The 14,804-nt window shown below is 38.5% G+C and carries 11 protein-coding genes; 7 read left to right on the top strand and 4 right to left on the bottom strand.

What is annotated here, in order from left to right; all coding sequences use genetic code 11:
• The first annotated feature begins 11 nt into the window (after nucleotides 1-11).
• Nucleotides 12-494 carry a TlpA family protein disulfide reductase gene (locus VZD24_RS07925; protein WP_279450171.1) on the top strand — a complete coding sequence of 161 codons (483 nt, stop codon included), beginning with the start codon at nucleotides 12-14 and terminating at the stop codon, nucleotides 492-494.
• A 29-nt stretch (nucleotides 495-523) separates the two neighbouring features.
• Complete coding sequence (locus tag VZD24_RS07920) at nucleotides 524-2,170, top strand: DUF6029 family protein (RefSeq protein ID WP_342687344.1); 1,647 nt, start codon at nucleotides 524-526, stop codon at nucleotides 2,168-2,170.
• 71 nt (nucleotides 2,171-2,241) lie between these two features.
• Here the strand turns inward: VZD24_RS07920 and VZD24_RS07915 are convergent, their stop codons facing one another.
• Complete coding sequence (locus VZD24_RS07915) at nucleotides 2,242-2,979, bottom strand: T9SS type A sorting domain-containing protein (protein WP_279450169.1); 738 nt, start codon at nucleotides 2,977-2,979, stop codon at nucleotides 2,242-2,244.
• A gap of 376 nt (nucleotides 2,980-3,355) precedes the next feature.
• On the opposite strand from VZD24_RS07915, the gene VZD24_RS07910 reads away from it, so the two are divergent.
• Nucleotides 3,356-5,020: a T9SS type A sorting domain-containing protein gene (locus tag VZD24_RS07910; protein ID WP_279450168.1), complete on the top strand. Its 1,665-nt coding sequence runs from the start codon at nucleotides 3,356-3,358 to the stop codon at nucleotides 5,018-5,020.
• Between the two features lie 78 nt (nucleotides 5,021-5,098).
• Complete coding sequence (locus VZD24_RS07905) at nucleotides 5,099-5,665, top strand: NUDIX domain-containing protein (protein ID WP_279450167.1); 567 nt, start codon at nucleotides 5,099-5,101, stop codon at nucleotides 5,663-5,665.
• Nucleotides 5,666-5,698: 33 nt separating this feature from the next.
• Here VZD24_RS07905 and rsmG read toward each other — a convergent pair whose 3' ends face one another.
• Entirely contained in the window at nucleotides 5,699-6,328 is a 630-nt protein-coding gene (gene rsmG, locus VZD24_RS07900) for a 16S rRNA (guanine(527)-N(7))-methyltransferase RsmG (RefSeq protein WP_279450166.1), read from the bottom strand.
• A 267-nt stretch (nucleotides 6,329-6,595) separates the two neighbouring features.
• Here rsmG and VZD24_RS07895 point away from each other — a divergent pair, with 267 nt between their 5' ends.
• From VZD24_RS07895 to VZD24_RS07885, 3 genes are all read left to right on the top strand, one after another.
• Complete coding sequence (locus tag VZD24_RS07895; protein ID WP_373693821.1) at nucleotides 6,596-7,555, top strand: fatty acid desaturase family protein; 960 nt, start codon at nucleotides 6,596-6,598, stop codon at nucleotides 7,553-7,555.
• Between the two features lie 4 nt (nucleotides 7,556-7,559).
• On the top strand, nucleotides 7,560-8,747 hold the full coding sequence (locus VZD24_RS07890) for a pyridoxal phosphate-dependent aminotransferase (protein ID WP_279450164.1): 1,188 nt from the start codon (nucleotides 7,560-7,562) through the stop codon (nucleotides 8,745-8,747).
• Nucleotides 8,748-8,866: 119 nt separating this feature from the next.
• The gene (locus VZD24_RS07885) at nucleotides 8,867-11,779 is read left to right on the top strand and encodes a GEVED domain-containing protein (protein ID WP_342687343.1); all 2,913 of its coding nucleotides are present in this window, start codon (nucleotides 8,867-8,869) and stop codon (nucleotides 11,777-11,779) included.
• 165 nt (nucleotides 11,780-11,944) lie between these two features.
• Here the strand turns inward: VZD24_RS07885 and VZD24_RS07880 are convergent, their stop codons facing one another.
• Both VZD24_RS07880 and trkA read right to left on the bottom strand, forming a co-directional pair.
• Nucleotides 11,945-13,450, bottom strand: coding sequence for a TrkH family potassium uptake protein (locus VZD24_RS07880; protein ID WP_342687342.1), 1,506 nt, complete (start codon nucleotides 13,448-13,450; stop codon nucleotides 11,945-11,947).
• Nucleotides 13,450-14,799: a Trk system potassium transporter TrkA gene (trkA, locus tag VZD24_RS07875; RefSeq protein ID WP_342687341.1), complete on the bottom strand. Its 1,350-nt coding sequence runs from the start codon at nucleotides 14,797-14,799 to the stop codon at nucleotides 13,450-13,452. The genes VZD24_RS07880 and trkA overlap by 1 nt, the downstream gene beginning before the upstream one ends.
• Nucleotides 14,800-14,804: the final 5 nt, after the last annotated feature.

Below are 14,804 nucleotides of genomic sequence, written 5' to 3'. Positions count from 1 at the left end.
TTTTTTTAATTATGAAAAAAGTCCTTCCCCTCCTTCTATTATTTATCTCTGTTTTAGGGTTTTCGCAAAGTGAAATGCCTAAAATAGACTTAACTACAATAGATGGTACTACTATCAATTCAAAAGAACTTTCTACCGACGATAAGGTAATTGTGGTTTCGCTATGGGCCACTTGGTGCGTACCTTGTTTAAAAGAGTTAGACGCAATCAGCGAAATTTACCCCGACTGGCAAGACGAAACCGGCGTTAAGCTTTTTGCGGTTTCGGTAGATGACAGCCGTACGGTAAAAAGAGTAAAACCATTAATTAATGGAAAAGGCTGGGATTACACAGTGCTTTTAGATACTAATAACGATTTTCAGCGCGCATTGGGAGCGGCTACAGTACCGCTAACACTTTTGGTGAAAAACAACGAAATTGTATATCGCCACTCTGGATACAGCCCGGGTGCAGAATACGAACTTTATGAAAAAATAAAGGAGTATTCTAACTAATTACTTTACCAATCAACCAAAACATTACAATGAAAAAAACTATATTAGGTGCCTTTATGTTTATGGGCGCCATAAGCTTTTCACAAGATAACGGCTATTTTTTTGGCGGCCTAGAATCTAATTCGCAATGGCTTCTAGACGACGAAGATTTTGATTTTATTGCTCCTGAAGATCAATTTAGGGCAAATAATTATTTACAACTTAATTATTCTCTTGGCAAATTTACGGCGGGCGTTCAGTATGAATCGTACCTACCATCTTCCCTATTGGGATATTCCCCAACTTGGGATGGCCAAAATGGAATAGGAACCTATTATCTAAATTTTAGAAATGAAAGCTTAGATATTACGGGAGGGTATTTTTATGAGCAATTTGGAAGTGGCTTAATCCTACGTACGTGGGAAAACCGACAACTGGGAATTAACAATGCTTTAAAAGGAGTTCGGGTTAAATTCACCCCAACCGCCGCATTAGACCTCACTGGGGTGTACGGGCAAACACGTAACGGATTTGACGTTTCGGAAGGAGTTATTCAAGGTCTTGACGCCAACTTAGATTTAAGCAATTTAATGAACATTGAAGCTGTAGATTTAAAATTGGGCGCGAGCTATGTAGGTAGATATCAAAATAATGGCTCGAGCGATTCTATCCCTGCAAATGTTAACGCCTACGGCGGAAGGTTAGACTTTGTAATTTCAAATTTCTACGGAAGCATTGAAGCAATAACCAAAGATCCGGATGTTTTAATAAATGAAGAAGTAGTTACTACACCGCAATTGTTTGACGGTACGGCATTGCAGTTTAATATGGGCTATGCACAAAAAGGATTGGGAATTAATTCAACATTTAGAAGATTGGAAAATTTCACTTTCTATGCAGACCGATATGCCGAAGGAAATCAATACAACGAACAAGTAGTAAATTACATTCCAGCTATTACAAAACAGCACGATTATCTACTTTCCAATATTTATGTGTACAATGCACAACCCCGCTTACTATTTACCGAAAACGAAAAAAGAGCAGGCGAAGTGGGCGCACAAGTAGATGTGTATTTTTCGTTTGACAAGGAATCTACATTGGGGAAATACGGAACCAAATTAGCAGGGAATTTTGCCTATTGGGCAGGATTAGATGCTACATTTAATGCAGATGATTTAACATACGACGCCAAGTTTATTGGCGAAGGAGATCGTTATTTCCGTGATTTAAATATTGAAATTAAAAACCGTTGGTCTTCTAAGTGGAGTACGGTAGTTTCGTATCAAGATGTAATCATAGATAAGGCCGTTTCAAAAGGAGGAATATTAGGCTCCGAAGGCGATATTAACGCGCAAATAGCGGTTGTTGAAGGTACGCGCCGTTTTGATAAAGGAAGAGCAGTACGACTGGAACTTCAGCATTTATGGACAGAAGATGATGATAAAAACTGGGCCGCAGGCGTTTTGGAATACAATTTTAATTCAAACTTTACATTATACGCAGCAGATGCTTTCAATTACGGCGGCGACAAAGAACTTCACTATTATAGTGTGGGCGGTAGCTACACGAAAGGTAGAGCACGTTTTGCGATGAACTACGGCAGACAACGCGGAGGTTTAATTTGCGTTGGCGGTGTATGTAGAGAAGTACCCCCAAGTACTGGTGTAACTGCAAATTTAGTGGTTACATTTTAATCAAAACACAACTACAAAAAAAGGCCTCGAAGTTTGTTTCGAGGCCTTTTTTATTGGGATGTTTTATAGTTTTATTGAACTAAAATCTTGCTTGTTTGCACCCCTCCCTTTTGGTTCGAAAATTGAACAATATAGGTTTGTGGATTTAAATTAGAAACATTTACCACTTGACGTCCAGCATCAAATTGGCCTTGTTTTACAATTTTACCTTGAATGTTATAAACCACCATAGTAACTGGTTCGTTTACATTTAACACTAGCTCGTTTGAAACTAATGTAGATTGAATTGTCAAGTTTACCTTATTATTGTCTGCTACACCCATTGATGGATTATAGCGATACGTGAATAACAAAGGCGTACCAGTTTCAATAGTTCCAGCTTGATCGGAATATTGACGGAAAGCAAATACAAAATCTACATTATCTGTACCGTTTCCTGGATCGTCGTTCCAAAAATGGTTTCCCATTGGTGTGGTTTCACCCACAGCTATAGCTAGACCGTCTTCACCTGCTGGAGGCACTGTACCGCCTTGTACTATATTGTTATAACACAAGCCATAGCATAATTGTTCAAACTCTCCATTTGTTGAGTTGGTTTCAGACACATATTCAATACGCGTATAAATTTCGTCCGAAGGATTGTCATTGGTTACAAAAAATTCATAAGAGGCATCTGGATAATCCAAAACCCCAAACTGAATTACATCGCCATCATTTAACACATTCCCTGATCTGTCTTTAACTGTAAATTGAGCGCTGGCCATTGTTACGGAACCAAGAACACTTAAAAGTAGTAATTTAAATTTCATTGTTTTAGTTTTAGGTTTAATTGTGAAGTATATTTACTAAGTACCGCAAAAGTAATTATAATTATTAAAAATCATCAACTCTTTACTGTTTCTATTTCAGACATTTAACATATTGAACATTTTACAGTGTAAATAAATGGCGTTATCCAATCGATACTCTTATATTCAATAAAAAAATTATCAGTTTAGCGGAATTTACTTACAATGAATAACAATTTAATTGCCATTGCTATATTTTCTTAAATAATAAAATGTCAATTATAATATTTTAACATAATATGCACAAATATTTGATTTACTACACTCTTGTATTAAATTATAAAAAAGTACATTTGTCGCATCGATAAACTTTAACAACTATTTAAAATTAAAGACTATGTTTAAAAAATTACTACTTTTTCTAGTTTTTACAATGTTTGCATTTGTTACTTACGGGCAAACTATTGTATCTACATCCCCAGAAAACAAAAATGTAATTCTTGAAGAATTTACAGGTATAAAATGTGTTTTCTGTCCTGACGGTCACCGAATTGCGCAAGGATTAAAAGCAGATCATCCAGACGATGTTTTCCTAATTAATATACACGCAGGCGGTTTTGCAGTTCCCAGTAGCGGTCAACCAGATTTTCGCACCCCAGACGGAGAGGCTATAAGAGCTCATTTTGGAGTTAATAGCTATCCTTCAGGAATGATTAACAGACACATCTTTAGCGGTAACAGTCCTGTTTTAGGCAGAAGTGCTTGGCCAAGTCGTGCAAATATCATTATGGGCGAAAACTCTTATGTAAATGTAGGTGTTGAAGCTACCATTGATGTTCAAACAAGAGAACTTACTGTTCACGTAGAAGGCTACTATACTGGCAACAGCCCAGAAAGTACTAACTTTCTAACAGTTGCCTTACTTCAAAATAACACCAAGGGCCCACAAACTGGAGGTGGTCAAGGAAATAATTATAATCATATGCACCGTTTGGTAGATATTATTACTCCAACTTGGGGAGATCCTATAAACACTACAACTGCGAGCACATTTATAGACAAAACATTTACTTATACCATTCCTGCTATGTACAACAACGTACCGGCAGTGGTAGATGATATGGAAGTTGCTGCTTTTATTTCTGAAACCCAAAGTGAAATTATCAGCGGCCACGGGGCTCGCGCAACTTTTACGGGTATTACAACTGCCAATGATGTAGGTATTGTTTCAATTGAAGAAATAGATGCAACTTGCGAAAGCAATGTAGCTCCAAAGGTTACCATCAAAAACCAAGGACAAAATACGGTAACGTCGTTAGCTATTACCTATGAAGTTAATGGCGACTCCCACACTTATAACTGGAGTGGTAATTTACCTGCACTATGGGATGAAACTATTTTATTACCAGAAGTACCTTTCACCCTACAGGCTACAAATACTGTAGAAGTAACAATTCCAAGTGATGATGACAACTCAAATAATACATTGTCAACATCTTTTGATGAAGCACCAGCAGGTACCGGTACTATAGATATTAGAATTATTACAGACGCGTATGGTTATGAGTGCAGATGGAATTTGAAAAATTCTAATGGAGACATCATTGAAAGTGGCGGACCATACTCAAATAATACAACTACAGAGATACGTGTAAATATTCCAGCAGATTGCTATACATTTACACTTATAGACACTGCCGGAGATGGCGGTACGAGAGCTACCTTAAAAGACCATGAAGGAACCATTTTATACAATGCGGTAGGAAACTGGGGTGCCGAAAAAGCAGGTCAGTTTACAAGTAATGGTGTATTAAATGTAAATCAAAATCAATTAGACAACCTGAGCTTGTATCCAAACCCAGCGAGTACTGTTCTAAACCTTAAAAATGCTGAAAATGCAAACATTCAAGTGTTCGACGTACTCGGAAAATTGATTCTTTCACAGGACAACATTGCGATAGACGCACAAATAAATGTTGCTAATCTCGCCAATGGCACCTACTTTATGAAAATTTCAAAAGACAATGCTGTTGCAACAAAAAGATTTTTGATTTCTAAATAAATCATTATTCTTTTAAAACAATTTAAAACCCCGATTCATTCGGGGTTTTTTATTATTTTAAACCGAAAATAGCACCAAATGAAATATAATATAAAAGATGAGAAAATAGTTTTTAACGACCATTATAAAATGGTAAAAGCCACCGTGAGCTACGACACTTTTAATGGAGCACAAATAAACACCAAAAGATTAGCATTTGAACGTGGGAATTCTGTAGCCATTCTGCTTATTGAAAAGGAAACACAAAGTGTATTATTAACCAATCAATTTCGCTATCCAAGCTGTAAAAATAACGACGGCTGGTTGTTGGAGATTCCAGCGGGTTCTTTAGAAGAAAATGAAAATCCCGAAGATTGCATAAAACGCGAAGTTATGGAAGAGTTGGGGTACCAACTACCAACCTCAAAATTAATACACACATTTTACACCTCGCCGGGCGGATCTACAGAACGCATCTATTTATTTTATGCCGAAATATCTAAAGAAAACAAAACTGAAAAAGGAGGCGGAAATAGCGAGGAAAACGAAGATATTGAATTGGTGAAAATTCCTATCTCCGAAATAGTTTCAGCTATTCCAAAAATAAAGGACGCCAAAACAATTCTAGCCCTTCAATGGTATCTTTTGCATTTTAAAAAGCTGTAATCCCCCATAAGTGCATTGCCCAAAAAAAGCAAATTAACCTTTATATTTTAATGGTAAATACACCACACTTTTGGTTTCGTAAAAATCTTCTTCAAAATAATCCTGCAACGGATAAACCATCGCGTTTTTATAAATTTTTAATTCGTCAGTAAGGTCGCCACCTTTTAAATATAAAATACCGTTTTTGCGGTCGTGCAAGCTTTTCTTTGCAATTTTACCATTTACCCAATGAACAAAAGTTTCCATTTGGGCCACAGCGCGACTCACTATAAAATCGTATTTATCTGAAACCGTTTCTACGCGAGCATTGGTAGCTTTTACATTGTTTAATTGAAGGCCCGAAACCACTTCTTCAACAACTTTTATTTTTTTTCCGATGCTATCCACAAGGTGAAATTGTACTTCGGGATACAAAATAGCAAGCGGAATACCCGGAAAACCACCACCGGTACCCACATCTAAAATTTTCGAACCCGGAAGAAAAGGCTGAATCTTTGCAATTCCGAGTGAATGCAACACATGGCGAAGGTAAAGTTCATCTATATCTTTTCTAGAAACAACATTTATTTTCAAATTCCAATCTTTATAAAGCGCTTGCAGTTCTTCAAACTGCTTTAATTGAAGATCTGTTAATTGGGGGAAATATTTCAATATAAGTTCCATAAGTATAATTAAGAGGCAAAAGTATGTTATCTTTGGTAAAATTATGATTTTGTACTTCCCGATTTCCACAAAAGATATTTATTTTTGTGCTTTTGTCAGTAACAAATTTCAGTTAAATAATACATTTTGACAGCTACAAATTTAAATTTCTCCAGAGTTGACAGCGCTAAATTTTTCAGAACCCTAAATAGGCGCGTTAACGATTATTTCAAAGAAAACAATATTGCCCGAACCGGCAATTGGAAGTTGCACTTGAAAACAATTATAATGTTTTCAATATACCTTACCCCCTACTTTTTGCTTTTAACCCTAGATTTGCCCGGATGGGTTCAGCTGCTGTTTACGGTGGTTATGGGTATTGGCATGGCTGGCGTGGGCATGAACGTTATGCACGATGCAAATCACGGATCGTATTCTTCTAAAAAGTGGATAAATAAAGTAATGGGCAGCAGTATGTATATACTGGCCGGAAATGTTTATAATTGGCAAGTACAACACAACGTATTACACCACACCTATACGAATATCCATGGACACGACGAAGATTTGGAAGCGGGAAGAATTCTACGGTTTTCAAAGCATTCTAAATGGCACAGGATGCACAAATTTCAGCATTGGTACAGTCTGTTTTTTTACGGCTTGTTAACTTTTAACTGGGTGCTTACTACAGATTTCTTTCAGACCAAAAGATATTTGGCGCGCAAGTTAGCTTATGGAAAACTGCCAAAACCCGCAACACAATGGAGCATTTTGGTAATTACCAAGTTAATTTATATTTCGCTTTGGATTGTTATTCCAATTTTGTTTTTCAATATTGTATGGTGGAAAATCCTACTCGGTTTCTTTATTATGCACTATGTGGCCGGATTGATTCTGAGCGTAGTTTTTCAACTTGCCCATGTGGTGGAAGATACCGAAATTTTATTGCCAGATGAAAGTGGTACGATGAAAAATACCTGGGCAATTCACCAGTTGTTTACTACCACAAATTTCGGTACTAAAAACAAGTTGGTAAACTGGTACACTGGAGGGCTAAACCACCAAGTAGAGCATCATATTTTTCCAAATATTAGCCATATTCACTATAAGAATATTTCAAAAATAGTAAAACGTACTTCCAAAGAATTTAACCTACCCTACAAAGAATATAAAACTACCCGCAAGGCTATTATTGCACATTTCCGCCATTTAAAAGAAATGGGACTTAAGCCTTCCGTATCTGCTTAATACTATGGACAACAGACTTTCAAAACGTGTAAACGATATGGCCACATCGGCCACGCTGGCCATGGCCGCAAAAACTAGAGAATTAAAAGAACAAGGCATAGATATTATTGGCTTGAGCCTTGGCGAACCCGATTTTGCGGTTCCGGAATATATAAAACAGGCGGCAATCCAAGCTATTGAAGATGACTATCATTCATATACACCCGTTGATGGTTATGGCGACCTTAAAAATGCTATTATCACTAAATTTAAAAGAGACAACAATTTAACGTATAAACCCTCACAAATCGTGGTTTCTACTGGGGCTAAGCAGTCTTTGGCAAACTTAACCATGGTTTTATTAGATGAAGGCGATGAAGTTTTGCTTCCCGCTCCCTACTGGGTAAGTTATGCAGACCAGTGCAAAGTTGCGGGTGGGGTTCCAAAAGAAATTCCAACTTCAATTGAAAATGATTTTAAAGTAACCGCCGAAGCTTTGGAAGCAGCTATTACTCCAAAAACCAAAATGATTATTTACAGCTCTCCTTGCAACCCCAGTGGTTCTGTTTACAGCAAGAAAGAGCTTCGTAATTTGGCCAACGTTTTAGTGAAATATCCAGACGTAATTGTTATCAGCGACGAAATTTATGAACACATAAACTTTAGTGGCGGGCACGCTTCTATGGCCGAATTTGACGATATGTACGATCGTACCGTGGTAGTAAATGGTGTTTCAAAAGCCTTCTCTATGACCGGTTGGCGCATAGGTTATATTGGCGGTCCCGAATGGATAGCCAGGGCCTGCAACAAAATGCAAGGGCAGGTTACCAGTGGCGCGAACGCCATTGCACAACGAGCCACAATTACTGCTTTAGAAAATCCACCGAGCAAGATTAAATTTATGGTAGATGCCTTTAAGGAAAGAAGAAAATTAATTCTTGGCTTACTTTCTGAAATTGAAGGTTTTAAAACCAACCAACCAGAAGGCGCATTCTACGTATTTCCAGATATTTCATATTTCTTTGGAAAAACCCTCCGTGGAAAAAATATTAATACGGCTTCAGATTTTTCGTTATATCTGTTAGAAGAAGCTAAAGTTGCAACCGTTACTGGCGAAGCATTTGGCGATCCAAACTGCATTCGTCTTTCGTACGCAGCTTCAGAATCTGAAATTAAAGAAGCGATGCGCCGCATAAAAGAATCATTGGAATAAAAAATATACATTTCAGTAAAAACGGGGTTGATTATTTTAAATCAATCCCGTTTTTAATTTATAAATAATAAGTAATTTAGACGCTTCTATTTTTTAACGCAATAAAACTTCACAATTAAATGAGAATTAAAATTACACTATTCACGGTTTTCTCCTTGTTGTTCTTCGGAATTCAAGCACAGGAAAAAACACATGCTACATATGTAGGAACAGTGGGCTCGGTAGTTCATGTACCTTCTATAGCCTCACAAACAAATCTGGCTCCAGCACGAGTTAAAAAACAAATCATGCAAGACGGAAGAGCTTCAAAAAACTTGATTGTTCCCGGAAAAGACCCTCAAATTGAAGACGATTACTTCAAAAGAAATCCAAATAAAATGGAGCAACTTCTTAGCGGAAGAGCCCCTACCTTAGTTTTTGATGCTGCGCAATCAAGCTCACAACCCACCGATCCGGCCATTGGAGTTGGGCCAAATCATGCGGTAGTAGTATTTAATACGGGATTTAGAATTTTTGACAAAAGTGGAAATCCACTTACTGGGCAAATTTCGCCAAACCCAACTATTTTTCCCAATGGCGGATGTTGCGATCTTACAATTTCATACGACAATGCAGCAGATCGTTTTGTTATGACATTTCTAGGTAACGGAGCGCAAATTGCTGTTTCTGATGGGCCAGACCCTGTAAATGATGGCTGGTACGTATATACGATACCTCAAATTAACGATTATCAAAAACTTTCAGTTTGGAGCGATGGTTATTATATGACGGACAACACCAGTGCCTCGAACAGAATTTACGCTATGGAAAGAACCAAAATGCTAGTTGGCGATCCAACGGCACAAATAATTGGTTTTCCGTTGCCCGATATAGTAACCAGCGGTTTTTACAGCCCACAGGCATTAAACGTAACCAATAACAACTTACCCGCTCCAGGAGGATTGCCAATTGTGTATCTTCAAGATGATGCATGGTCGGGCGTTGCACAAGACCACCTAAAACTTTGGACCGTAGATGTAAACTGGACTAGTCCAGGTAGTAGTACCATCTCGGCCCCGGTTGAATTAACCACTACTCCCTTTATTTCAGTATTTGACGGAGGAAGTTTTTCAAACTTATCACAACCCGGCGGTGGGGCAGATATTGATGCGCTTCAAGCAACGATAATGAACCAAGCACAATTCCGGAAATTTGCGAGTCATAATTCGGCTGTATTTAACTTTGTGGTAGATACTGATGCTTCTGGCGGCGAACTTGCGGGAATTCGTTGGTTCGAGCTTCGTCAACCTGGCGATGGGCAACCATGGACTATTCACCAAGAAGGTACATATACCGCGCCCGATGGAAAACACGCGTGGCATGCGAGTATGATGATGGATATTCAAGGTAATATCGGAATGGGTTATACAGCAATGGCAGGACCTACTACACCAGACCCAACTACCAAAAGAGTTAGCTCGTATTATACCGGTCGCTATGCAAACGACCCTATAAATACTATGACGATTGGTGAAGAATTAATTGCTGCCGGAAATCAAAACATTCCTGGACTGCGATACGGCGATTACAGTAAAATTGATATTGATCCTTCTAACGATAAGCAATTTTGGTTTATAAACGAGTATATGAATTCTGGAAGAAAGGATGTGGTTGGTGTTTTTCAAATTGCTCCTAACTTTAACAATGATGTGGGCGTAGTTAATATTGATGCCCCCGAAACCGGAACATTATCAAATAGTGAAGCTGTAACAATTACCATTTTTAATTATGGACAAAACAGTGCTTCTAATATTCCCGTAACCTTTCAAGTAGATGGTGGCGCGGTTGTTTCAGAAGTATTTCCGGGCACAATTGCCTCTGCAGAAACTGCGCAGTACACTTTTACGGCAACGGCAAATTTAGGCACTGTAGGCCAAACTTACACTATTACTGCCGAAACCAATCTTGCTGGCGATGAAGACACCAGCAACGACGGCCGCACTAAAACTGTTACGTATTTAGAACCAAATGATATAGGAATCAGCGCTATCACTTCACCGGTATCGGGCACCGATTTAACAGCTTCAGAAAACATTGTTGTTACCGTTACCAATTTTGGTGGAGAGCCACAATCTAACTTCAACGTGTCGTACGATCTGGACGGAGCCGTAGTAACCGAAGTTTACCCGGGAACCTTGGCAGGAAACACCTCAGCTTCCTATACGTTTGCACAGACGGGAGATTTTTCTGCAATTGGAAGTTATAACCTGAGTGCTACCACATCGCTACCAACTGATAGCGACGCCTCTAACGATGAAACTTCGGTAGTAATTGTAAAACAAAATTGCCAACCAGTAGGCGACTGTTCATTCGGTGATGGCTTGCGACTTTTTAGCGTTACAGATATTAACAATCCGTCAGATTGCGAAGGCTATGCAGATTTTACAAATCTTGTAGCAGGAATGGAAGCAGACACTACATACGACTTAACCGTTACAACTGGTTATGGAAGTCAATATGTTCGTGTTTGGATTGATTTTAATGACGATTTTGTTTTTAGTAACGACGAAATTGTAGTAGATAATGTAATAATTGCGCCAGGACAAAGCGGTGGAACTTTTACCCTCACTACAGATTTAGTAGTTCCGGCCGGAGCTGCTTTTGGCCAACATATTATGCGTGCCAAAACCAATTGGAATAGCCCTGTACCCGATGATGCTTGTGAAGAAACAAACTTTGGAGAAACCGAAGACTATTCTGCCCAAATTGGTACTGCAGGAGTTTCAGATGCTATTTTTGACGAAAATGGGTTAACCATCATATCGTTGGATAACAATAAATTTGATGTTTCTTTAAAAACAGTGAATTACGCTGAAGCCATGAACCTGTCGGTTTTTAATACTCTCGGGCAGCGTTTGCTATTTAGAAAACTTGAAAACAACGGCAACGGATACAGCTACAAATTAGACATGAGCTACGTTGCTGCAGGCGTTTATTTAGTTCGCATTGGCAATAAAGACAACGGAAGAGTAAAACGAATTATCGTTAAATAATTTCCAAATTCTGCATATTGATAAAACCCAAAGTACCGTTGTACTTTGGGTTTTTTCGTTAATGCTATCAACTTCAAATGTAAGAGTTACTGAAAATTATTAAGGCTATTAATTTTGCACTTATGCAGTTTTTGTTTCTTCAATAACCTATTTGAGTGCAATAAATTATCTATTTCTCCAGAAAAATGGGGTAAGCAAGATTAAGAAGGTAAACAATTCTAACCTACCAATAAGCATTAAAAAGCTGGACCACCATTTTGCAACGTCTGGCAGGCTGGCATAGTTATTTACTGGGCCAAGATCGCCGAGTGCTGGACCAACGTTTCCAAGCGTAGATGCGGCACCGCCAAGTGCAGTTTTAAAATCTAATCCCATCCATGAAAAAACCAAAGTTCCCATTATAAACGAAAGCATATATAGAATAAAAAAGCCCAGAATATTAAAAACAATTGGCTGTGGCACTGCTTTGCTATTATAACGTACCGGCAATATAGCGTGCGGGTGAAGGGTTCGTTTAAATTCAAGCACGCCATTTTTTATCATAATAAGATGACGCATAATTTTAATTCCTCCTGCCGTAGAGCCCGCACAACCTCCTAAAAACATCATTCCAAAAAAGAAGATAGTTAAAAACGGTGTCCACAGGGTATAATCCGCACTCACAAACCCTGTGGTGGTAATTACAGTTAGCACTTGAAATAAACCGTGCCGAAAAGCACTTTCAAAAGGTCCCCAAACCATTGGGTGAGCGATGGTAGAAATCGAAATATCGGCTTCAAAATAAATCAATAAAGCTGCAATTACCGTTAATCCTACAATTAAGGCAGAATATGTTTTAAACTCCTCATCGTGAAATATTTTTTGAAATTTTCTTTTAAAGGCGAAGTAGCTTAAAACAAAATTACTCCCCGCCAAAAACATAAATACAATGATAATATACTGCACCATGGGATTACCATTCCAGTAAGCAACGCTTGCATTTTTAGTTGAAAATCCTCCGGTACTCAAAGTTGCCAACGAGTGATTTATTGCATCAAAGAAGCTCATTCCGGCAAGCTTTAACAAAATTGTTTCGGCTAAGGTGTAGCCCACATAAATAAGCCATAATCTTTTTGCCGTATCTGTAATTCGAGGATGTAGTTTATCTCCAGCGGGTCCTGGCGCTTCCGCTGCGAAAAGCTGCATTCCACCAATACCTAACAATGGTAAAATAGCAATGGCAAGCACAATAATACCCATTCCACCAATCCAATGGGTAATACTACGCCAGAATAGAACACCTTTAGGAATAATTTCAATATCGGTTAAAATAGAGGCACCCGTTGTGGTATAGCCACTCATGGTTTCAAAAAAGGCATTGGTGAAACTGGGTATGACACCCGTAAAAATATAGGGTAGCGTTCCTATAAGCGCCATAAAAATCCACCCGAAAGATACAATTATGTACCCTTCGCGTTTTTGAACTTCCTTACGATGGTTTCGGGTTAGCAGCATTATTGTTCCGCCTATTCCCAGGGCAACCGTTCCCGCCAAAAGCATTTCTGTAAATACGCCGTCTTTATAATACCAGCTTACTATTGATGACAACAGCATAAAGCCACCGTTCACCATGAGCAAAAGGCCCATTAAGTGCGAAATTATTCTAAAATTCAGTTTGGAGATTGAATTCATTAGATAAAAAGTTTTTCCACTTTCCCAATAGCCTGCGGCAGACAACAGACTACTACTCTATCGCCGTTTCTAATTTCAAAATCGCCTAAGGCTATAATGCCCTCTCCATTTCTAATTACACCACCAATTATCGCTGAAACAGGAAAATTTAAGTCTTTTATTTTTTTGTTGCTCACCTTGGAATTTCCAGAAACCCTAAATTCCAAAAGTTCGGCGTTCATATTGTTAAGCTTGGTCATTGCTACCACTTCTCCTTTTCGCACATATCTAAAGATATTGTTGGCAGCCAATAATTTCTTATTAATCAATGTGTCAATCCCAATAGAGTGCGACAGTTGAAAATAATCCATATTTTCTACCATAGCAATGGTTTTTTTCACACCTTTAGATTTTGCAACCAAACAGGCCATGATATTGGTTTCGCTGTTCCCCGTAACGGCTATAAACGCATCCATTTCTTCTAACGATTCTTCCAATAGCAATTCTACATTTCGGCCATCGCCATTAATTACCAAGCAACTTGGAATATCGTCGGCTATTTCAAAAGCTTTATCTTTACTACTCTCAATTAGCTTTACATTAAAGCGGTTTTTGCACAGTACTTTGGCTGTTTTATAACCAATCTTACTTCCGCCGAGAATCATTACATTTTTTATTTCCTGTTTGCTTTTTCCCGATAGCTTAATTATTTGTTCATCGCCTTTTTTAACCGTGGTGAAATACAGCTGATCGCCTTTTTTAAATTGCGTATCGCCCCGCGGAATCATTGTATATTGTGTGCCATAACGCTGAATGGCAATGGGAACAAATTTTAAATCTGGGTACATTCTTGCAACCTCCTTTACCGATTTTCCCACAAAAGCCGAAGTACCCGAAAGGTTTAAACCAATCATCGTTAATGCGCCATCTTCAAATTCGTAACTTTCGTTAAAGGCACTTTGGTTTAGCAGCAATACAATTTCTTCGGTGGCCAACGCTTCTGGCGATATAAGTTCGTCTATTCCAAATTTGGCAAAGCCCACTTCTTCCTTTCTTTCTATAAATTCGGTGTTGGAAATTCGCGCAATGGTGCGTTTAACACCCAGTTGCTTTGCCAACACGCAAACCGTAATATTTGTAGTTTCGCTGGAGGTTACCGCGATTAATAAATCGTTCTCGCCCACAAGGGAATCTTCTAGTACCGAAATAGAGGTAGCATCGCCGCGTACCACACGTATATCTAAATTGGCATCTGCATGGGCCAAAGCCTCGCGGCTGGGATCAATAAGCGTAATGTTTTGCGATTCAAAAGAAAGCAATTTTGCAAGGTGAAAGCCAACTTCGCCAGCTCCGGCAATGATAATCTTCATTGAGA

This window comes from Aequorivita flava, assembly GCF_038742595.1.
Taxonomy (GTDB): domain Bacteria; phylum Bacteroidota; class Bacteroidia; order Flavobacteriales; family Flavobacteriaceae; genus Aequorivita; species Aequorivita marisscotiae.
Note: the sequence above shows the minus strand (reverse complement) of the source record. Positions and strands in the feature narration are given on the sequence as shown.

What these genes read in the sequence shown, in the direction of transcription:
- VZD24_RS07925 (WP_279450171.1), top strand. Translation starts at nt 12, where the DNA reads ATGAAAAAAGTCCTTCCCCTCCTTCTATTATTTATCTCTGTTTTAGGG.
- VZD24_RS07920 (WP_342687344.1), top strand. Translation starts at nt 524, where the DNA reads ATGAAAAAAACTATATTAGGTGCCTTTATGTTTATGGGCGCCATAAGC.
- VZD24_RS07915 (WP_279450169.1), bottom strand. Translation starts at nt 2,979, where the DNA reads ATGAAATTTAAATTACTACTTTTAAGTGTTCTTGGTTCCGTAACAATG.
- VZD24_RS07910 (WP_279450168.1), top strand. Translation starts at nt 3,356, where the DNA reads ATGTTTAAAAAATTACTACTTTTTCTAGTTTTTACAATGTTTGCATTT.
- VZD24_RS07905 (WP_279450167.1), top strand. Translation starts at nt 5,099, where the DNA reads ATGAAATATAATATAAAAGATGAGAAAATAGTTTTTAACGACCATTAT.
- rsmG (WP_279450166.1), bottom strand. Translation starts at nt 6,328, where the DNA reads ATGGAACTTATATTGAAATATTTCCCCCAATTAACAGATCTTCAATTA.
- VZD24_RS07895 (WP_373693821.1), top strand. Translation starts at nt 6,596, where the DNA reads ATGTTTTCAATATACCTTACCCCCTACTTTTTGCTTTTAACCCTAGAT.
- VZD24_RS07890 (WP_279450164.1), top strand. Translation starts at nt 7,560, where the DNA reads ATGGACAACAGACTTTCAAAACGTGTAAACGATATGGCCACATCGGCC.
- VZD24_RS07885 (WP_342687343.1), top strand. Translation starts at nt 8,867, where the DNA reads ATGAGAATTAAAATTACACTATTCACGGTTTTCTCCTTGTTGTTCTTC.
- VZD24_RS07880 (WP_342687342.1), bottom strand. Translation starts at nt 13,450, where the DNA reads ATGAATTCAATCTCCAAACTGAATTTTAGAATAATTTCGCACTTAATG.
- trkA (WP_342687341.1), bottom strand. Translation starts at nt 14,799, where the DNA reads ATGAAGATTATCATTGCCGGAGCTGGCGAAGTTGGCTTTCACCTTGCA.